The organism is Crocinitomix algicola (assembly GCF_001661595.2).
Taxonomy (GTDB): Bacteria; Bacteroidota; Bacteroidia; order Flavobacteriales_D; family Crocinitomicaceae; genus Crocinitomix; species Crocinitomix algicola.
Map to the genome: position 1 here is coordinate 21,151 of NZ_LYPF02000010.1, position 19,759 is coordinate 40,909.

18 protein-coding genes are annotated in these 19,759 nt (G+C 35.8%); 6 read left to right on the forward strand and 12 right to left on the reverse strand.

From position 1 onward, the window contains the following. Nucleotides 1-64 precede the first annotated feature (64 nt). Both A8143_RS05925 and A8143_RS05930 read right to left on the reverse strand, forming a co-directional pair. Nucleotides 65-2,407 (reverse strand): TonB-dependent receptor, encoded by a 2,343-nt coding sequence (locus tag A8143_RS05925; protein ID WP_066756996.1) that lies wholly within the window; start codon nt 2,405-2,407, stop codon nt 65-67. Between the two features lie 112 nt (nt 2,408-2,519). After that, nucleotides 2,520-2,909 (reverse strand): acyl-CoA thioesterase, encoded by a 390-nt coding sequence (locus A8143_RS05930; RefSeq protein ID WP_066756999.1) that lies wholly within the window; start codon nt 2,907-2,909, stop codon nt 2,520-2,522. Between the two features lie 198 nt (nt 2,910-3,107). On the opposite strand from A8143_RS05930, the gene trxA reads away from it, so the two are divergent. Next, nucleotides 3,108-3,473, forward strand: coding sequence for a thioredoxin (trxA, locus tag A8143_RS05935; protein WP_066757001.1), 366 nt, complete (start codon nt 3,108-3,110; stop codon nt 3,471-3,473). Between the two features lie 6 nt (nt 3,474-3,479). Here the strand turns inward: trxA and A8143_RS05940 are convergent, their stop codons facing one another. Beyond that, the gene (locus A8143_RS05940; protein ID WP_066757005.1) at nt 3,480-4,187 is read right to left on the reverse strand and encodes an NRDE family protein; all 708 of its coding nucleotides are present in this window, start codon (nt 4,185-4,187) and stop codon (nt 3,480-3,482) included. 164 nt (nt 4,188-4,351) lie between these two features. Between A8143_RS05940 and A8143_RS05945 the strand changes: the two genes are divergently transcribed. Genes A8143_RS05945 through A8143_RS05955 form a run of 3 tightly spaced genes read left to right on the forward strand, consistent with a single transcriptional unit; the run spans nt 4,352 to nt 6,216 of the window. Then, on the forward strand, nt 4,352-4,669 hold the full coding sequence (locus tag A8143_RS05945) for a hypothetical protein (RefSeq protein WP_066757008.1): 318 nt from the start codon (nt 4,352-4,354) through the stop codon (nt 4,667-4,669). Between the two features lie 8 nt (nt 4,670-4,677). Next, the gene (locus tag A8143_RS05950) at nt 4,678-5,697 is read left to right on the forward strand and encodes an energy transducer TonB (protein ID WP_066757011.1); all 1,020 of its coding nucleotides are present in this window, start codon (nt 4,678-4,680) and stop codon (nt 5,695-5,697) included. Nucleotides 5,698-5,739: 42 nt separating this feature from the next. Beyond that, the gene (locus A8143_RS05955; RefSeq protein ID WP_066757014.1) at nt 5,740-6,216 is read left to right on the forward strand and encodes a hypothetical protein; all 477 of its coding nucleotides are present in this window, start codon (nt 5,740-5,742) and stop codon (nt 6,214-6,216) included. Here the strand turns inward: A8143_RS05955 and A8143_RS05960 are convergent. Both A8143_RS05960 and A8143_RS05965 read right to left on the reverse strand, forming a co-directional pair. Continuing rightward, nucleotides 6,213-6,731 (reverse strand): GNAT family N-acetyltransferase, encoded by a 519-nt coding sequence (locus A8143_RS05960; protein ID WP_066757017.1) that lies wholly within the window; start codon nt 6,729-6,731, stop codon nt 6,213-6,215. The two genes, A8143_RS05955 and A8143_RS05960, sit on opposite strands and share 4 nt — an antisense overlap. A 65-nt stretch (nt 6,732-6,796) precedes the next feature. Next, on the reverse strand, nt 6,797-7,696 hold the full coding sequence (locus A8143_RS05965; protein WP_139134278.1) for a DUF6268 family outer membrane beta-barrel protein: 900 nt from the start codon (nt 7,694-7,696) through the stop codon (nt 6,797-6,799). 103 nt (nt 7,697-7,799) lie between these two features. Between A8143_RS05965 and A8143_RS05970 the strand changes: the two genes are divergently transcribed. Together A8143_RS05970 and A8143_RS05975 are read left to right on the forward strand one after the other, a co-directional pair. Next, on the forward strand, nt 7,800-8,879 hold the full coding sequence (locus A8143_RS05970; protein WP_175437493.1) for a glycosyl hydrolase 53 family protein: 1,080 nt from the start codon (nt 7,800-7,802) through the stop codon (nt 8,877-8,879). A gap of 28 nt (nt 8,880-8,907) precedes the next feature. Continuing rightward, nucleotides 8,908-9,666 (forward strand): outer membrane beta-barrel protein, encoded by a 759-nt coding sequence (locus A8143_RS05975; protein WP_066757023.1) that lies wholly within the window; start codon nt 8,908-8,910, stop codon nt 9,664-9,666. Between the two features lie 4 nt (nt 9,667-9,670). Here the strand turns inward: A8143_RS05975 and A8143_RS05980 are convergent, their stop codons facing one another. The 7 genes from A8143_RS05980 to A8143_RS06010 all read right to left on the reverse strand — a co-directional run bounded on the left by A8143_RS05980 (nt 9,671) and on the right by A8143_RS06010 (nt 19,757). Next, nucleotides 9,671-9,886 (reverse strand): hypothetical protein, encoded by a 216-nt coding sequence (locus tag A8143_RS05980; protein WP_066757026.1) that lies wholly within the window; start codon nt 9,884-9,886, stop codon nt 9,671-9,673. Next, nucleotides 9,886-10,311, reverse strand: a complete 426-nt coding sequence (locus A8143_RS05985; protein WP_066757029.1) for a hypothetical protein — start codon at nt 10,309-10,311, stop codon at nt 9,886-9,888. Before A8143_RS05985 ends, A8143_RS05980 begins: the two co-directional genes overlap by 1 nt. A 10-nt stretch (nt 10,312-10,321) precedes the next feature. Then, nucleotides 10,322-10,858 (reverse strand): RNA polymerase sigma factor, encoded by a 537-nt coding sequence (locus A8143_RS05990; protein WP_066757032.1) that lies wholly within the window; start codon nt 10,856-10,858, stop codon nt 10,322-10,324. Nucleotides 10,859-11,063: 205 nt separating this feature from the next. Then, nucleotides 11,064-12,209 carry a TIGR03364 family FAD-dependent oxidoreductase gene (locus tag A8143_RS05995; RefSeq protein WP_066757036.1) on the reverse strand — a complete coding sequence of 382 codons (1,146 nt, stop codon included), beginning with the start codon at nt 12,207-12,209 and terminating at the stop codon, nt 11,064-11,066. Between the two features lie 51 nt (nt 12,210-12,260). Next, a complete protein-coding gene (locus tag A8143_RS06000; protein WP_066757039.1) occupies nt 12,261-15,353 on the reverse strand; it encodes a LamG-like jellyroll fold domain-containing protein in 3,093 nt (1,030 codons plus the stop codon). Between the two features lie 43 nt (nt 15,354-15,396). Then, a complete protein-coding gene (locus A8143_RS06005) occupies nt 15,397-16,665 on the reverse strand; it encodes an alkaline phosphatase family protein (RefSeq protein WP_066757042.1) in 1,269 nt (422 codons plus the stop codon). Between the two features lie 23 nt (nt 16,666-16,688). Continuing rightward, nucleotides 16,689-19,757, reverse strand: coding sequence for a TonB-dependent receptor (locus tag A8143_RS06010; protein WP_175437494.1), 3,069 nt, complete (start codon nt 19,755-19,757; stop codon nt 16,689-16,691). Nucleotides 19,758-19,759: the final 2 nt, after the last annotated feature.

Genomic DNA, 19,759 nt, shown 5'->3' on the forward strand with positions numbered 1-19,759 from the left:
CCCTTCCAATTGTTTGGAAGGGCGAGTACGAAAAGCCCGACCCCACCGGGGTAAGCCCCAATCATTAAAAATAGATTCTGTACTGACCAATGGGTAAAAACCCCGTTTGATAGGTTGTTTTTATGGAACCTGATTTGTCACTAAACTCTTGGTAAAAAATATTTCTACGATTGGTAATATTTTGCATATCAACCGCCCATTCTTGAGTTACATTTTTGCCAATAATTTTAAAACCTACCCTGAAATCGCCTCGCGCATAATTACTATATTTTGCATTAAAAATATTATTTTGATCTCGAATTTCTTCACCGGCGATTTGACTTTCAGCCAACAAAATTGGTGTGTACCGTCTACCACCATTTATCATAAATTTACCATCAAGCGTTAACGCCATTTTTCCTTCTGCAAACCTAAACTCATAACCGATTAAAACATTGCTTGTAAAATTTCCGTTGAAGGCCGTATTGTATTTGTTGCCGTTACTTGCCGTGTAGAATGATTCGTAAATTGAACCTGTAATTAAAAAATAAAACCCTTTATCTAAGTATTTTTCCAGGGTTAATTCGGCCCCATAATTTTCACCAGTACCATCAGATTTTAAATCTGCAGGAATAATACTGACATAATCAGCTCCAAAATTTAAAATGGAATACGAAGATTCTTGAATTTGAACTGGAATGTCAAATAGGTATTGATAATAGGCTTCAATTTTTGCATTAATACCAAACGGAAACCTACGTTGATACCCCAATACAAAGTGATGACTTTTACTGAAATCTAAATTTCTATTTGGTTCTTGAATATCGCCTCCAATATTGGTTTGCAAAAAGTATAATTCGATGGGCTGCATTTGACTATGTAATCCATAACCTATACTTATTCGATCCTTATTAGACAATTGATAAGCGCCACCAAAACGTGGTTCAATTGACGCACTATTATTCAAGGTTAATCCTTGAAAATGTGCTCCAAAATTTAAAGTAATATTTGCCGTTGGGCGTAATTGGTACTGGACATAAGGTTGATACAAAAATGTTTCTCCTTCATAAGATCTCAGTGTAAAATAACCTTCTTCTGGGTTAGTGAAGACTGAGTCTTGTAAATTCATAAAATAAAGGTCAGAATGGAATCCAACTTTAATCAAGTGCTTTGCCGAGAGTTTATAATTATAGAATAAATCAAGCGTTTGTTTGCTTATCGTTGAGTTACTTCCGTAAGTCGTAAAAGGGTTACTAAAGTTTGCATCAACGGTGTCATTTAAAACATTATTGATAGCAGTTTGAAGACCTACAGCAAAGTTAAGGTAGGATTTTGAACCGATTCTTTGTCGATGAGACACACCTATAACACCGACTGTTGATTGAAAACGTGTATTACTGAAATCGAGAGCAAATAAGTCTGAGCTATCTGCTTCTTCTGCTAGGATATTTATGGTACTTAACCCTCCAATTCCAAAAACAGAAGTTAATCCTTTTTTCGACGGGAAGTTCAATTTAAAACTTGCGTCTTGATAATTGGGTACAGCAGTAGATCCAAAATTTATTCCCATAACTTTAAATAAACCAAGTGTTGAATAGCGATAGTTAAGGAGATAAGATGAGCCCTTCTTCTTGGAAATAGGTCCTTCAAGCATAAGCTCTAAGCCATTAAACCCGAATTGAAACATACGTTCGTGCTCTTCATTGTTACCATTTCGCATGTTCAGATCAAAAACACCCGCAAGCGCATTTCCATATTCTGCAGGGAAAGCACCAGTCATAAAATCAGAGTTAGCAAGAACGTTATTGTTTAACATACTAATTGGTCCTCCTGTTGTTCCAAATCGTGCAAAATGATTGGGGTTTGGAATATCAATGCCATTCATTCTAAACAGCACACCTGAAGGAGAATTCCCACGAATTACGATATCATTTCTTGAATCGTCCGCTCCTTGAACGCCTGCAAAATTTTGCGCCATACGGGCAACATCATTTTTACTTCCGGCGTATCGGTTTGATTCTTCAACGGAAAATGACCGATTACTAACGGTGGTCATTTGGTTGATAGTTTCTCCTTTTTTAGTTGCTTCAACTGTTACGACATCGATAATATTGACAGACTCCGTCATACCAATTGTAAGGATTAAGTCTTTCGAACTCAAATCAAGGTTAGGTCGTAAATAGTTTTCATATCCAATAAAAGACACTTGCAAGTCGTACCTTCCAACCGGTACATTTTCAAGTCTAAACTCACCCTCTAAATTGGTCATGGTTCCAATAAGAGGTTCAGTACCCAACAGCACAACTCTAGCTCCAATGAGTGGTTCAAATGTTTCATTGTCCGTCACTGTACCTCGAATTGTTTTTTCAATTGTTTGCCCAAAAACAACTGTAACTGAAATAGAAACTAAAAATAAAAGCACTTTCATAAGAACGTGAGTTAAGTTTGGTTTTATAAAAGTAGTTATGATAATCAACAAACCTCCCCTAAAAGACACCAATAATCATTAAATTTCTAATTCCCTGATCTTTTAATTTCAGCTATTTTGCCAAACGATCTTTTACATACTCCACTTTTGTTTTGCCGTGCGGAGCAGGTTTCCCGTCAGAACCGAGGTTAACCATAACAACCTTGTCAATCTTTATAATTGTTTGGCGGGTCATTTTGTTTCGAACTTCGCATTTTAAGGTCAAACTACTTTTTCCAAACTTAACTACTTCAATGCCTATTTCAACAATATCTCCTTTTTCAGCAGCACTCACAAAATTTATTTCCGACATAAACTTTGTTACCACCCTTTGATTCTCGAGCTGAACAATGGCATACAGCGCTGCTTCTTCATCAATCCATTGCATTAATCTGCCACCAAACAAGGTTGCATTGGGATTTAAATCTTCGGGTTTTACCCATTTTCTTGTGTGAAATTTCATATGTTAAATATCTAATATTAATGACGATTTACACCGTCAAAACTTACCAAAAATCGAACGTTTTTATTTTTAAGAAATTATGTTGACACTTATTTTTTTTTGATAGGAATTCAATATTCTAACTGCACACTTTTGGAGGAGTAACAATTGTTACAATGCATCTTTTCAATTCTTAGTAATTTTGCACAAAAAAGATCAATGAAGACAGTTAAGTTAACGACGGAAATGTTCAAAAAAGAAGTTTTTGATTACACAACCGAAAAAGATTGGAATTACAAAGGCAAAGTTCCTGCATTAATAGATTTCTATGCGGATTGGTGTGGTCCATGTCAGATGATTGCGCCTATTCTTGAAGAATTAGCTGCTGAATATGGAGATCAACTAATCATTTATAAAGTTGACACAGAAGCAGAACAAGAATTATCAGCTGTATTTCAAATAAGAAGTATACCAAGCATGTTGTTCATTCCGTTAAACAAACAGCCGATGATGCAAGCAGGTGCATTACCAAAGCCACACCTTAAAGAGGCGATTGATAAAGAACTACTAGGCATCGACGCTTAAGCAATTTCATATCGACATAGCCTCTACTGTTTTCAAATCTTCATCCATTTGAAAATAAGACATTGTGCAATGTGATTGTCCTAAAACAATTTGCGTTGTGCTAACAGTGTTCACATGCTGACTATTTTCAAGCAACAAACCATTCTGATTTTCAGAAGATTGATGCATTTGCCAAACCGCATTCGGTGTTCTTTCATGTAGCTCATTCGACCAATCATGAAAAATCCTTGCTCGTCGTTCACGTTGATCCTTGGGGTAAAGGGTGTGAGCAGACCAAATTTCGGGTTGATTTGCATCTGCCTCATCAATCCATTTTTCCTTACCATTCCATCGAACTATACTAATTTTATCTGCATTTTTCGGAATGATTAAAAGGGTAAACGGGTGAGCATTCATGATTGAATCATCTTGGTAGAACTGTTGGATGTTTTCACGTTTAAAACTATCGAGTAAAACTTGTCCTCTGCTATATTTGGCAGTAGTACCAAGCCAAGAAACTTCATCTGGAGCACCATTTAACACGCAAGAAATTTGACCTGTTTCAGCTATCGCAACCCAAGTACCTCCCGCCAATTGATCTTGAGGAAATAATAAGCGTTGACCCTCGATATTATGAATTGCGGGCGGAGAGGTCGGCCGACTCACGTTCTCATCGCGGTTAGTCGTGAAAATGACTCGTCCTTTCTTATCCTTTAAATAAGTTGCAGTACACATAAAGTTCTTGTTTATCAATAAATATACATGTTGTACGTACAAAATTAGGGATAATGAACGTAATGAATGTTGGAATAGTGTACAATCCATCCATTTAAAAATAGAGGACACAAGTTCAAACTGCTGCCAATTTATACTTATTTTAGTGAGCAAAAATTAACACAATGAAAAAGAAAATTTTATTCGGATCGTTTTTAAGCTTTTTATTTGCAGTTAGTTCATGTGGATCCTTAACTGAATCTGAAGCAAAAACAATGTTAAATGCAGAGGCTGAAAGTTTAGCTTTATCCGCATGTGACTGTATTAATAATTTGGCAGTAGAGGGAGATCAATTAATCGAAGAAGTTGCGACTTGCAATGGAAACGCACAATCTAAGCTTGATCAAAAAGCGAATGACGAAGGAATTACGGACAACTACCCAGAAGTTGTAGAAGACGCCCACCAACTATTTTTTGAAGCCGTACAAAGCTGCACCAAATAAACTACTTAATGAAGTACTCCTTAATAGTCCTATTTACAGGATTTATCGCCTATTGCAATGCTCAAAATGACACAATCGTTCGTTATTTTGACCTTGATTGGAATGAATGTAAAGAGAAAAAAGCAACCTACTATTCTAAACGGTTGGAGCTACCGGATAGCAACTTTTACTACACGCAAGGAAAGAAAGATCGTTATCCTAGTTTTGAAGGGATATTTAAAGGAAATGATCTGAGTACGATTAATGGCTTTTACAAAAAATACAATTATCAAGGTAATCTTGTTTACGAGGGTAATTTTCAGAACAATTCAAAAGAAGGGAATTGGAAATATTATCATAACAATCAAAATCTTGAAAGTAAAGGCGCATATAAAAACAATCAACGGACTGGAGTATGGGAGTTTTATTCGAAAGATGGAGAATTAAATAAAAAATGTGGTTATTTAGATAATAAATTACATGGCGTGTACGAAATATGGACAAATTCAACGTTGATTGATTCAGGTAGATTTGAAGAGAACAAAGAAGTTGATACTTGGCGTGGATTTCACTCAAACGGTCAGTTAGCGTATGAAGGGAAATTTAATTCGAAAGGAAGTAAAACCGGTGTATGGACGTATTATTATGAAAATGGCCAATTGAGTTCTCAAGAAGAATTTATCTCAATTGACTCCGTAAAACGAGAGTTTTATGATACCTCAGGAAATTCAATTGCGTATGAAGGCGAGGAATTTATTGATCCAAAATTCTATGGAAATGAAAGTGCTTTATCACGCTATATAATGCAAAACATCGAATATCCCGAAGAGGCGCGAGAAAATGGAGAACAAGGGATTGCGTATGTAGGCTTTACCATTATGAGAGATGGAAGTATAGAAGATGTACACATTATGAGAGGTGTTTCCAAATCAATTGATGAAGAAGCAGTTAAACTCGTTCAAAACATGCCAAAATGGGAACCTGGGAAATCCTATGGGCATCCAATTCGAGTTAGATTTACGTTACCTATCAGATTCACACTAGGATAATACCTTAATTTTTAGTACATTAATGTCATAAACCCAAAATTTATGACACTCGAAACAATTTGCTCCACTTGTAAAGAGATTACCACTCATCATTATTCTGTGAAGAGTAGAAATGAACTTGCTAAAAAATACGGTGAAAAAATCCGAGTAAGGTGCTGTAATTGTAATAAAGAAGAACAACTTTCTGTTGATGACTTTAAAGCTGTAATAAATATTCGTTTACGGATATATTTGGGCTTAATAGCCCTCGGTTTTTCTTTTATTCTTCCTACTTTTCTTTTTTACAGACTAACAGCACATACCTTTTTATCAGATAGTATTTTAATCGGTTTATTCGCAGCACCACTTATTTTAACATTCTACTATTATCAGCAAAATCAAAAAGCGATTCAACGTTTTAACCGTAGAAAGCTAAGAAAATACAGCGTATCTACCAAAGTCAACGGAACCAATCAAATCAAAAAAATCATTCCATTAGAACGTAACAAGACCAATGCAGGCACAGAAATACATAGTTAAATTAGTGAACAATAATACACCCAATTTGGATTGACATGGTTAGTCGAAATACGAAAGTTATGAGTTCCGATTCTTTTAAACCCTTCCTTTTCATAGAAAGAAATGGCACGGTGATTTTCGACCCATGTGTATAACCATAAACCTTCTTGCCCATTTAATTTTGCCAAGTCCACATTTTTTTGATAGAGTTTTTTTGCTAAACCCATCCCATGATAATTTGACAACAGGTAAATTCGGTCCAATTTTGCCGCTGATTTACCCAAATGATTCGGTACAGGCTGATTCAATTTCAAGTTTGAAAATCCAACTAATTCATCCTTATAATAAACTAAAAAGTAATGATTTTCAGGACTATCAATCTCTTGCATGAACAGTTCTTTTGTATAGTTTTTCTCAAGATAATTATAAATATCACCTTTTGGTGCACTATGCCCATGGGACTGCACAAACGTTTGTCTTGCTAGTATTGTTAAACCTTCTACGTCTATTGGTGTTGGTTTTTGGATACGAATCATTCTTGAAATTTAGCTCAAAATTAATTCTAAATCTTCAATTATCTCTTTTCCGAATACTCAAACAATTATTCTAACGGTAACCGATAAATAAGTCGTGCCTCAAGAGACAGTCCATCTTTAAACCCATGGATATCATTTTCTCGAGAATCTCCGATATTTATCGGCCCTACTTTACCCCGCACCTGTTGATCATTAGTATACAGCGTATAATTTCGCAGAATTGAATGACCCGCCTTGACGTGAAACCAAACATTTTTTCCAATTTCAAACTCAGTATATGCCCATAAATTATTGTCAGAACGATCGAGGTAACCTGGTGTTTTACTTTGATTTTGATTCGTTCGATAAGAAGCATTCACTCCTTCAAAACGAACACCTGCAACAAGGTTACTATCGCTTTTGTAGGATAAATCAATAGATACAGGCAACACCATTTTCACCATAAACACTTCATTAACTGTCCAATTAAATCCAAATAATGGAACGATTAGCGGACCATAAAATTCAGTATTATAATAAGCCCCGTATTTCCACTCAAACTTTTCACTTCTTGCAGTTGTATTCAATAAAAGTCCACCTTGTTGAAAATGTGAAATATCAACCGAATTGAAATCACTATTTAATCTTGAAAACCCCATTAAAATAGTCTTCGACCTTTTATTCCATCGATGCTCTATTCCCATTTGCAAACCATTACTAAAATAAGACGTGCTCCGCTCCTCATTATCGAGAGAGTGAATCTTTAATTGTTGATGTTCTGCTCCAAAAACGAGTACATTATTCTGGTTAATAACAAGTGGAAATTTAGCATCAAACCCAAGAATATTCATATGTTTTTGCCCGCCTTTGTTTTCTTGGTGATTAAAAGGAGACGTTCTAAAATAAACATTGGCTAAATCAACCGAATTCTGACTGAATCCTGATAGAACAAAAAGAGATAAAAGAGTAATTATTAAATATTTCATAGCTTTAATCTTTGTAACAAATTTATGCGGGCAGACGTCAAAAGAATAATTGATTAAAGCAGTTAAAAAAAGTAATTTGCGCAAATCGCAAAAACGTATGTTTATGAAAATCACAATCCCTTTTCTGGTATTTATTTTACTTTTTTCAGCATGTAAAAAAAACAATCCAAAAAAGCTCATTGAACAACGTCATTTTAAAATGGGGTTTACTACTTGGCCCTATGGACCTGAACCGAATGATGTCGCATCGACTTACAATTATGTCAAAACCAATGGAGATATTTACGCCGAACATATTGATGATTATATCCCTTGGAATCACTGGATTAATGGAGAACCTTTACCCGAAGAATACTCCGCAAATATTGCTGGTAAAATTGCGCAACGTTCATTTGATCAAGAATTATTATTATCAGTTAGTTTTCTAAACAATGCGCGCAACGGTATAAAGGAAGATTTGACAGGAAACCCACCCATTTATGAAAAACTAAACGACGAAGTAATTGTTGACGCCTATACCAACCATATCATTTATCTAATTGAAGGTTTTCAACCTCAATATTTAGTACTGTCAATTGAATCGAATGACTTTCTAATTAACAATCCAGAAGAATGGGAGGATTATCGCTTAGCAATGACAAACGTCAGAACAACAATCAAAGCATTATACCCTCACATTATGACATCAGAATCTGTCACCTTACATAATTGGTATGAAAATGATTCAGATAATGCGACAGAAATCACCAAAGAAACAGATGAGTTAGTAAATGAAATGGATTTTGCCGCTATAAGTTTTTATCCATTCTTTAAAGGTTTAAACAAACGAAAAGAGTTTCAAAAAGCTTTTGATTTTTTACATGATCATACCCAGTTACCAATTGCATTTGTTGAAACCAGTCACCTGGCTAATGATTTAAATGTTGAAGGATTAAATCTTCACATCAAGAGTTCGGAAAAAGAACAAGAAGAATATCTTTCCACCTTACTAATTAATGCGCATAACCACGATTACAAATTCATTATTTGGTGGGCCCATCGTGATTTTGATGCTTTATGGGAAACTTTTCCTGTATCGCTAAAGGATTTAGGCAAGATATGGCGTGATACTGGAATATTGGATGAAAATGGTGAAAATCGCAAAGCTGCGAAACTGTGGACAGAAATTCTAGATCGGAATTAATTCTGTATTTTAGACATAAAAAAGAGTTATGCGCCCAATTTTTACACTTTTTTTAGTCTTTATATTAAGTTCATTTCCAGGAGAAAGTCAAATCACGTTTCGACAGGGATTTGATTTAGGAATTACAGCAGCTCAAGCTCCATATATAAAAAGCAATAAAAATGACAAGTATACATTTAGAGAATACTATTATCCACTTCTCGGTTTTACGATAGGATATAGACCTCAACTAGAAATTGGGAAACACTTGAGAATCATCTCCGGTGTAAACTACAATATAGTCGGTACAAGATTAAGGGTAAAAAGTAAGGGCTATCAAACGTTTTACGACCAATCAACCAATACAATAGAAGACACTTATTATGAATCTAATGGTGTAAGGAAACAAACTTTTCATCGCGTTTCCATCCCTATAATTTTTGGATTAAACTATCATATTGGTGAAAAAATAAACCAAACGATTGGTATTGGATATAAGGTTAATTATTTTATTTCAGGTAAATATAGGACCCGTACGAACTACGAATCCGAAAAAGAATCAATGTATCCACTCTACGAATATGAAATCAAAAACGTCACAGATCCGGATCATTACCACCCAGTACAACGATTCAACAACCAAGTCACCATACAACTAACCACTTTATTTAAGGAACGCTATCAAATTGGCATTGACTATAATATTGGGGTAAGAATCTACTATTCAGAACACTACTATTGGGAATACAGCACTGGCAACTATATAAATCAAGACCTCTGTTTAACGTTTACCTATTTCATTCCTTAAACAATCAAGGAAGTACTTCACATTTGAATCCTAACTTATTCATTAGTTGTATAACATATTGCTCGGGCAGAACTGCGGCTAGCTCAATTCTCATAACCCGATCAACATCTTCTCTATCTACATGCCAATTATAAATTTCAGGAGTTTGACTGAACACTTCGTCGACCAACATCACAGCTTTATCTGAAATTATATTAGTTTTAAAAATCAAGGGCTCCATTATTCTTCCTCTGTTTTTTCATTTCTTTTTCGGGAGACATATTCTTCAAAGGCTTTATTCCCTTCGTCTTCCCAAAATTGGTCATACATTTTCCATTTAGAAATTTCAGCTTTTGCCTCTTCTTTGCACGACTTTGCGATTCCGCGATGCATTTTATGTTTTCTACTTTCCTTTTTATGGCTACTTCCACCGCCGCCGCCAAATCCACCAAAGAAGATTTTAGCTAATAAGCAAAGTCCCATTCCTTGCCAAAAAGTAATTATTGGTAATCCAAACAAATCAGGCATTAACCAGTTCCACAACCACATAAGGATAAAGCCAAAAAAAATGACCAACCCTGAAAATCCGACAATCGCTAATAGTACCCAACCCGCTATTTCCCACGGTGAACGACCACTTATTTTCTCTTCAAAAAAATTTCCCATTTTATCAATTTTAATTTTCGTTTTTTTCTTTAGTTAGAATTTCATTGAGGATAGCTAAAGCCCGATGTCTTCTAGACATTAATGTTCCTTCAGAAACATCTAATTCTTCTGATAATTCACGATAAGTCATTCGACCAAAATCAATGGCTAAAACAACTTCGCGGTACTTCGGTTTTAAAGAAGCGATCGCCATTTTTAAAGCATGCTTCATTCGTTCCGAGTAGGCTTGATCAGCTTCATTATACAACCAGTCAATGTATTCTATCAGCTGGTTATCTGCTTCAAATTCTACAGATGATGTTCCTTTACGGGTTCTCATAATATCTACAATTTTATTACGAATTGAACCATAAACGAAACCTGCGACGTTGTGGATTGGTGAAGAATTATTTCGCGCGAATAATTTCACTGCAACATCTTGAAGGATATCTTCTGCATCGCGGTCGGCACTTTCCTCAATTCTGGACTTTACATACTTTTTTAGCAAGCTATATTCCTCACTAAAAAAGACCTTTAATTTATTTTCGTTGTCCAAATTGGAATTCATGCAAACTTAGCTTATGCTCTTCTCAACAGTAAAGACGATGATTTTAAAATCTATTGCATTTTTTTTGAACTTTTTTTCAAACACCTACACTTTCATGCTCTTAATCAACGATTTATTAAAACAAAAAAAGGTTTGACCAATAACTGCGAGAACGAAACGTAAAATTCGCAATTATGATCAAACCTCAACGGAGTACCAAAGTAATTTAACCGTAAATAATATCTATTTGTTCTTTTGCATAACCAGCAGAGGCCGTCATACCTTTACCTCCAATAGCAGTTGATATATAAATACAATCATCAATTGAGTATTCAAATATTTCTTCTCCACCTTTCATCTGGCTATAAAATCCTGACCAAACTTCTGCAATTTCGATTTCTGGCATTGCAAGTATTCTCTTTGCTTCGGCAAGTATTTTATCGTTTATGAGTTGCGACTCATCAAATCCAGTGTCAAAACCTATCGCAGCATCCGCATAAACATGAGAATCACCAATAATTATACTTCCATCAACTCGTTGTTTAAAAAGTAAGTGGATGCCTAACTCTTGCAATTCCGTATGTGCATTTAAAGGATTAAGTCGCTCATAAGCGTTGCACGTTTTAAATGACTCATATCGTCGAATGCTAAGCCCAGTTAAAATATTCCCTTTCAAGTCGAAATTAACCGGTTTAGTTGCCATCATTTGTAATTTTGAAATTTCAATATTAGCTGATTTGAACAAGGTTGGAAAGAGAAAATTAAAATCACGTCCGTTACAAATAAACGTCTTTTGAGCATTGTACACTTCGCCATTCGCCAAACTAACCTTTGTACCATTACCTGAAGGTTGAACATTAACGACTGCCGACTGATAACGGAATTCAATCGAATACTGAGCAGATAAATAGTTTTGAAGAGCAAAGATCATTTTACGCGGTTCGGCCGAGACTTCTTGTTCAAAAAACAACCCTCCAAAAACATAATCCTCTTTAAATCGGTCGGAATAGTTTAAAACTTGATTTTTGGAAAAAAGTTCAGAAGCATATCCTGTTTCGGCAAATTTTTGACTCATTTCTTCAAGCACATCCATCTCACTTGAATCAGAAGCAATGTACAAAGAACCGTTATTACGAATACCTATATCTGTTTTAGATTGTAACTCTTTGTATAATTTTGTACTATATTTTCCGTATTCGTGCCATCTACCGATTGGAAAACCGGACGGAACAACTTGTCCAAAATTTCGAACAGTTGCTTCTCTTGGTTGGATATCTTTCTCGAAAACGATTACCTTATAACCTTTTAAAGCAAGATGATAAGCGTGAAACGTTCCTAACACACCAGCACCTACAATTATTGCATCTACCATAATTTAATCAATAAGCCGAACCACACTGTGATTCGGCTTTTAAGCTTATTATTAATTTTTAACGATTTGTTTAGCAACTATTTTTTGAGCTTCAATCATTTGAATGAAGTAAACTCCATTTTCAAATTCATCAAACGCAATTTCTATTTTGCTATTTCCACTTACCTCACCAGTTGTCAAGACTTTTCCTTGAGCATTAGTCAGCATCCAAATTCCATCAGCGGGAGCATCTTTGATATATAAGATTTCATTCACTGGATTAGGGTAAAATTCAAAACTAAACTCACCCTCATCAATTCCAGTATCATCCAATTCTAAGGTTGAAAAATCAAAAGGACCTACCCAATTTGACTCATCAAAGGTACAATTAGACCTAAGGTAAAATTGATAAGCGGTTTCAGGGGTTAATCCAGCTAAAGTAAAAGGTATTTCCGTAGCTGTGGTCATAACACCAAATTCCACCAAGAACCCTTCAAGTCCCCAAGAGAAAGTCCAATCTGTTCCATTCATTCCATCCCAATTTATTGTTGCAGAATTATCAGTAATCGGATCAATTACTATATCAGCAGGTTCTTCACATTGAGCAGCGGTAAAAATAAATGGCCCCACCCAAGGGCTGTTACCAGATTCACAGCTATCCTGAACATAGAATGCATATAACAAATCGCTTTCAACATCTTCTATTAGCTCAAAATCGTCCGTTTGATTGTTTAGGAACTCACCTTCGCCTAAATCAAATCCCAGCACACCATATTGAATATTTGAAATTCCAGATCCGCCATTTTCCCAATTAATTGTTGCGGTCGATTCTGTGTTCTCTAATAATCCTAAATTAGAAGGTAATGAACATGACACTCCAACATTTGTAGACAAAATAACTTCAGTGCGATACGCCATAGTATCACCTATCACTTCATTATCCAACACTTCTATACTCGCATCATTAATCGACCATATTTCCGCTACTTTAGAAGGACGTTGAATAACAAGCAAATCATCTTCAACCGATTCAGCTTCTGAAAATTCGGTATAGTCCCATTCGTATTTGTATTTTGCCAATTCTTGTTCATCTTCTTCAGCAATAAAAACTCCGAAATAACCCGCGGTTGACTCTATCAAAGGAAATTCGTCGGGAGTAATTGGCGCCCCTTCAACACGATAAATGTGCACACCATAAGGATTTTCTTCAAGAACTTTAACAGTTAATTCACCATTGCCTACAAGCGATAAGTTTAATTCCTCACTTGTCCAATCCACATCATAAAGATGAACCGATTCATCACCAACTGGAGCTCCAGACTCAACTCTTCTATCAATCATCATATCCGTCATCGTTCCATTTGCTATGTGTCCAGACGCATCTACAACCTCTAAACCTTCAGTTTCATCGAATTGGTAATAAGCGACTAAATTATCCGTACTTGGGTCAAGTTTTTCGCACATCATATCACGAATTTCTTCTGGATTTCGTACTTCGTTCCAAATTCTAACCTCATCGATTTCAGCATTTAAGTGAATCTCTTCATTATCATCTTTATAAGCTCCTACTGCTAACCAAGAATCTGCATAATCAATTGGACCAGAATTTACCTCAGTTTCAGCCTCTAAATGACCATTAACATATATTTTTTGAATTGACCCGTCATACGTTCCAACAACATGATACCATCTATCCACCACAAAACTACCTTCAGTTTCAAGATAAGTTAGTGCACCATCTGTAGCTAAAGCAAAGGCAAATTTATTGCCATCCCTTGTCTCGATATCCCATCCACGTTCGAATGAACCGTTGTCCTGAAGAAATCCAACTGCCGCATTCCAAGTATTAAAGGTTTTAGGGTTCACCCAAACCTCTACAGTAATACTATCAACAGGAAGATTTAAAGAGGCAGCCGACACTTTACCATTTGATAAATCCGCCCAGTTATTAGTTCCATTAAAATCTAAGCTCATCCCTGCACCGAGGTGATCATCAACCGGTTCTGGCTCACCTAAATAATCAAAACCTAATATAAACTCTGCACTGTTAGAATAGTTTAGATTCATTTCATCCTCATCATAGTCTATAGTTGCATCTGCATTAAACCAAGTCATATATGAATTGTCTTGACGATTTGCAAGATATACTTCCTCTTCATGCGTCAAAGCCTCTTCGAAACTCGCGTATTCATACTTTAAGTCATAAGATACCGATTCACCTTCAATTAAATAAACACCAAAATAATTATCATTTCCGTAAAGGTTATAAATACCATCATCAGAGTTTGGAGCACCATCTATGCGATAGAATTGTAAACCTAACAATTCACCCGTAAAACCGTTAATTGTGCACGTACCCGTTGGAGAACTCAATACAAATTCTGCACCATCCCATTCTTCCGAATAAATTGTTGTCACTTCATCCCCAATAGCCGCGCCTGAATAAGACCTATTATCTGCGACAAACTCAATAATTTCTCCGTGATAAGCTCCCGTCAACGAAGTAACATTTTCATCGGTCTCTTCATCGAATGTATAATAAAGAATCAAGTCTTCTTCTGCTCCTGTTAAGCGAGTTGACATATTGTTTCGAATTTCAGATTCCGTTCTTAAGTCCGACCAAATTCGCACTTCATCAAATTGACCCTGATCTTGTCCTCCATAAGATCCGGTACCATCCTGTCCTAACTTAAAGGTGTTTTCACTCGCAATAGTTCCTGGAGAAACAGAAATATCTTCAGCCACTTGTAATATACCATTAACATAAGCCATCATTTCTCCATCACGATCAAACGTCAAGCTGACAAGATGCCACCGCGATGTAAAATCAATACTGGTTATGTTTAAATCTACTCGCTCTCCTTCTTCACTTTTGAAATTGATATCCATATTATTTCCGCCCCCTTGTATCGCTATATTCAATCCTGTGTTTGCTCCAGAATCCCAATTTTTATTTGAGAATATTGCAGGATCTCCGGCCACACCGCCAGCACGATACCAAAATTCAAGTGTAAAATCAGTTTCACCGATAGGAAGGTCTCCCATATCGATATGATTTTTGGCTACTGCATTTGCCGATAAATCGAAAGCCTCGTTCGGACCTTGAGACAATACAGTTCCAGTTGCAGCAAAAAAGCTTGCTGCCAAAAAAAGTACTTTTTTCATAATTGAAAGATGTTGTACCTGATTATTTCAGGTAGATTAAATTTTAGTGTTTTACCACTTTCTTAGTAACTATTTTATCTCCGTTTTTAACTTGCATCACATAGACTCCATTTTCATAATCTTGTAGGTTAATTCTTAACTTACTATACGAATTGAATTCTGCCAGAGTGTTGCGATAAACTACTTTACCAGCAACATCTAACAATAGAAGTTCTGTTTGAACATTATCGATAGAAGTAACTACCACATCAAACACTCCATTATTTGGGTTAGGATATACAGTAACATCCAAAGCATCTTCAAAATCATTTCCTTCAACATACAAACTACCTTCATCCAACCATGATTTTCCATCAAGTTTCCATTCATCGGCATGACTCTCTTCACAGTCTGACCCTGGGATTAAATGATCAATTGCAGTTACAGCGATATCCGTTAATACAGGAGTTGACTGAATTAATTCTGGATCTGGAGTATCTCCGAATTGGTATGAACCAGGATCTGCACCCGTAATTTCCATTGAAGGAATTCCATACCCGTTTGCTACCCACCAAATATGACGTTCCGTATCAGAATTTCCTCCATGTGTTGTTCCCGTACCACCGTGATCGGTAGTTAACATTATTACCCATTTTTCAGAACCATAATTAGCACGACTTTGAACGGCTTCAATAACTTGCCCTACTTTTGTATCAACATACGTTATAGCATTCATATATGCAGGAATAGCTGGATTAAAACCATTTCCATGTCCAGCACCATCGACATCATCAAAATGAACAAAAAGAATATCTAAATCTGGGTCAATTAATTGAGATACTGCTGCAAGAGCGCAAGCATCGTCCGTTGGTGGAATTAATTTGTTATCCCATCCATCGTTATAAACGTTATCACTCATGGGACTCCAAGAAGTAACTTGAACAGCCTTCGCATTAGGACGACATTCTTTCACACGAGTTGGAAAATAGGGATAATCATCATATTCACTTCCAGTATAACTATTGTTCGTAACACCGTGTTTATTTTCCCAAACACCCGTTAACATATCCGACCATGATGGACCAGAAGATGTTACACCCAGGTGCCAAGAATCAAATGTATAAGTCCCTGTAGCAAACAATTCTTTCATAATAGGAATCATATCATCATCCATTAATTGCTTTAGCGCATCTGCTCGCACGCCATCTATTCCTATGAAAAGTAGTTTATACTCATCATGTTCATCTTGCGCGTTAAGGCTAAATGTGCCAAATAAGGCACACGCCATAAACACGGCTTTTAATTTAATTTTAGTGTTGAATTTTGTTTTCATTGTTTTTTGTTTTTAATTGAGAATTAGAGATCGAATTTTAATCCAAGGTTTAGTCGGAAGCCATAATATTCAACCTGCACCGGTCGATAAGTTTGACCCCGATAGATATAAAGTGGCGTGTTTAAAATATTTGTACATTCCACATAAAATTTTAAAAATTGAAACGCTTTATAAGAGGCACTGAAATCCAGCGACCATTTATCTTTCATGTAAACATCATACTCTGTATTATCATTAATTAAACCGATTTCACCATCTTCTGTTTGAATTGCAGAAGTATTTACTTCCATCAAATAACCACCAGTATAATTAGCTGCCAAACGTATATTTAACCCTTTTTGTCTATCCGTATATAGCAACGCACCATTAAAAAGTAATTTAGGCTGGAGCGGCAATGCCTGTTTAAAACTTCGACCAGGAAAATTCATTTCAGAATAGGTATATGTCAAGTTTGATTCAAGTCCAAAATTCTTTACAACACCAGTTAAAAAATCAAAATATTTTCGTGCATTGACCTCTGCTCCTAGGATAGTAATCGGATCAATTGCATTTTGGTAAGATTTATAAATAATACCAGTTTGTGGATCGCTGTCCGCCGTTATTGTTCGATAGATATGTTCATTAATTCTTTTAGCAAAAACTCCTCCTGAAAGTAATCCTGCATTTGGCATATAGTACTCAACCATTAAGTCAGCGTTCCAGGCATAAGCTGGTTTTAAGTTAGGATTACCCTGATTAAATTCTAGATTAGAAAAATCAATTATTGGAGAGCCAGGTTTGGTTTCTATAAAATTTGGTCTTCTGAACGAACGAGTTAAAGCGGCACGATATACCAATTGCTTATTGAAATCATAACGCAAGTGGAACATTGGTAATAAGGAATAATAAGATTGTTTTGTTTTTACTTCAACAACTGGATAACCCACTGTATATTCCTTTATTGGCTCCAATTCTCCTGCATATGGATCATCATCAATTGGCACAACTTTATAGCCTACATTTGGAACATCGTATACATTTGCTAAAAACCAATCATCTTCACCATCTTGAAGCGAATCACCAACCATATTTAAATTGGTATATTCCGTCCTTAACCCTCCAATAAAACTCAGTTTTTCTGTTATTTGATAATCGCCCATCACGTATCCGGCATACACTTCTTCTGTGTAGCGGTATGAGGCACCTACAAATTCGTAATAACTATGATGAGCAGGATTCATAGGGTCTTCTCTTAATGTATCACCCAAATTCGGAATAAAATTATCAGAAACATCTTCATTCAAAAACGGCATAAACTTACCCTCATAAGGTTGATTTAACTCCTGTAAAAAACCGCCGTTCAAATTCAAATTACTATGCGAATAATCGGTTAAAAAGAGTGGTTCTGTATAGACATTAAAATTTTGTTTCCATTCGTGAAGACTCAATTTTCGATACCCTTCTTTAAACCTAATTTTACCCCCTAATTTTAAATTAAGTCGTTTATGAGGTTCATATGACAAATCAATATTGGCAATTAAAGGATCTCTTTCCCAAGTTTCATTTAGTTCTGTATAAGCATTGGCAAATTCAAATTCTTCAGCTTTCAACTCTTGCTTGGGTTGTGGTTGTATATTGTTCCAATCGTCTCCGTTTCCTAAAGGGTTATCTTTTCCAAGAAGCTTTACTCTTGCCAACTCTAAAGTTGGGTCTGTAATTTGATTCCCTTTTTCATCAATAGGGTTTCCATTTTCATCCGACTTGTAGGCATTACCATATTTATCAAGATAAACCTGATCTAAATAGTTGATATTATACTGTTCAAAGGTTACAACTTGGTATCCGTTTCTTTCATCATTACCTCCAAAAGGCACATTACCAAATTCAAATCGATTATTGTAATATGCGTATTTCAAATTAAGTTTCCATTTATTGGTTAGATTTAAATTCGTTCCGAATTCTCCTCCAAACAACAATGAATTTGCTTGAGAATATATATGCTGAAGACTAACTGTAGATCCCGCTCCGACTGCATAATTATAACGCATTTTCCGATTTCTTTCAGCATCCAAAAAATAGCCCGTTAACCCTTTAAGATAAATTTGAGAATTATTCTTAAAAGTATAATCCAACGCGATATTACCAGAGGCAGTTGTTCGTTCTCCTATATAATCTCTTAACTCTAACCGATTAACACCCTGATTAAAATTAGAACCATAAACAACTTCAAAATTGTCAGTAGCGTAATTTCGCTGGAACATCGACCCACTGATTAGATAACCAAACTTTCCATTCTTTGATCTACTGCCATGAAAAAGACTGATGTTATAGAGTGGTTTCTGAGCTTGTGAACTATATCCGCTCATTATGTTTAAGCGCAATTCCAAAGAGTCCGGAGAAGTTTTCGTAATAAAGTTGACTGCACCACCTATGGCATCACCCTCCATATCTGGTGTTAAAGCTTTCGTCACCTTAATATAATCAAGTAAATCAGATGATAACACATCAAAAGCCATTGTTCTGGTCTCTGATTCCTCATCCGCTACTGGCAAACGATCTCCATTAATTAAAGCGCTATTCCAATCCGTTGGTGTGCCACGCACCGACATATAACGTCCTTCACCCTGATCTCGAATCACAGTAACCGAAGGCATTTTTTGTAAATTTTCAGCAGCATTGTATGCCGGCATTTCACCATCGCCAACATACTCTACATTTCCAATCGAATTTTCCATCTTTTGGATGTAATTCCCCCTCACTGGACTGTTTCTTATCTTCTCTGTTACTGTAACTTTTGCTAAATTTCTATTCTTAGCATCACTTACCTCAATACTTGGTAAAATCATTTCAGATTTCTCTACCAGAATGAACTGTGAATAATCGATATAACCCGTAAAATAAATCCTGAGTTGATGCTCTCCATATGGCACATTATTGAGGGAAAAGGAGCCGTCTAGGTTTGCTTTCGTTTTCAGATTAAGTGAATCTATTTCAATGTAAACATAAGGCACAGGTTCGCCTTGATCAGTAACAACACCTTTTACGGCACCTACTTGAGCGAATCCTTTACAAAGGGGAATAAATAACAGTATTAATAATAGCTTTAATTTCATTT

Bases quoted from the DNA above. Each gene is read 5' to 3' on its own strand.
- A8143_RS05925 (WP_066756996.1), bottom strand. From the start codon at position 2,407: ATGAAAGTGCTTTTATTTTTAGTTTCTATTTCAGTTACAGTTGTTTTT.
- A8143_RS05930 (WP_066756999.1), bottom strand. From the start codon at position 2,909: ATGAAATTTCACACAAGAAAATGGGTAAAACCCGAAGATTTAAATCCC.
- trxA (WP_066757001.1), top strand. From the start codon at position 3,108: ATGAAGACAGTTAAGTTAACGACGGAAATGTTCAAAAAAGAAGTTTTT.
- A8143_RS05940 (WP_066757005.1), bottom strand. From the start codon at position 4,187: ATGTGTACTGCAACTTATTTAAAGGATAAGAAAGGACGAGTCATTTTC.
- A8143_RS05945 (WP_066757008.1), top strand. From the start codon at position 4,352: ATGAAAAAGAAAATTTTATTCGGATCGTTTTTAAGCTTTTTATTTGCA.
- A8143_RS05950 (WP_066757011.1), top strand. From the start codon at position 4,678: ATGAAGTACTCCTTAATAGTCCTATTTACAGGATTTATCGCCTATTGC.
- A8143_RS05955 (WP_066757014.1), top strand. From the start codon at position 5,740: ATGACACTCGAAACAATTTGCTCCACTTGTAAAGAGATTACCACTCAT.
- A8143_RS05960 (WP_066757017.1), bottom strand. From the start codon at position 6,731: ATGATTCGTATCCAAAAACCAACACCAATAGACGTAGAAGGTTTAACA.
- A8143_RS05965 (WP_139134278.1), bottom strand. From the start codon at position 7,696: ATGAAATATTTAATAATTACTCTTTTATCTCTTTTTGTTCTATCAGGA.
- A8143_RS05970 (WP_175437493.1), top strand. From the start codon at position 7,800: ATGAAAATCACAATCCCTTTTCTGGTATTTATTTTACTTTTTTCAGCA.
- A8143_RS05975 (WP_066757023.1), top strand. From the start codon at position 8,908: ATGCGCCCAATTTTTACACTTTTTTTAGTCTTTATATTAAGTTCATTT.
- A8143_RS05980 (WP_066757026.1), bottom strand. From the start codon at position 9,886: ATGGAGCCCTTGATTTTTAAAACTAATATAATTTCAGATAAAGCTGTG.
- A8143_RS05985 (WP_066757029.1), bottom strand. From the start codon at position 10,311: ATGGGAAATTTTTTTGAAGAGAAAATAAGTGGTCGTTCACCGTGGGAA.
- A8143_RS05990 (WP_066757032.1), bottom strand. From the start codon at position 10,858: ATGAATTCCAATTTGGACAACGAAAATAAATTAAAGGTCTTTTTTAGT.
- A8143_RS05995 (WP_066757036.1), bottom strand. From the start codon at position 12,209: ATGGTAGATGCAATAATTGTAGGTGCTGGTGTGTTAGGAACGTTTCAC.
- A8143_RS06000 (WP_066757039.1), bottom strand. From the start codon at position 15,353: ATGAAAAAAGTACTTTTTTTGGCAGCAAGCTTTTTTGCTGCAACTGGA.
- A8143_RS06005 (WP_066757042.1), bottom strand. From the start codon at position 16,665: ATGAAAACAAAATTCAACACTAAAATTAAATTAAAAGCCGTGTTTATG.
- A8143_RS06010 (WP_175437494.1), bottom strand. From the start codon at position 19,757: ATGAAATTAAAGCTATTATTAATACTGTTATTTATTCCCCTTTGTAAA.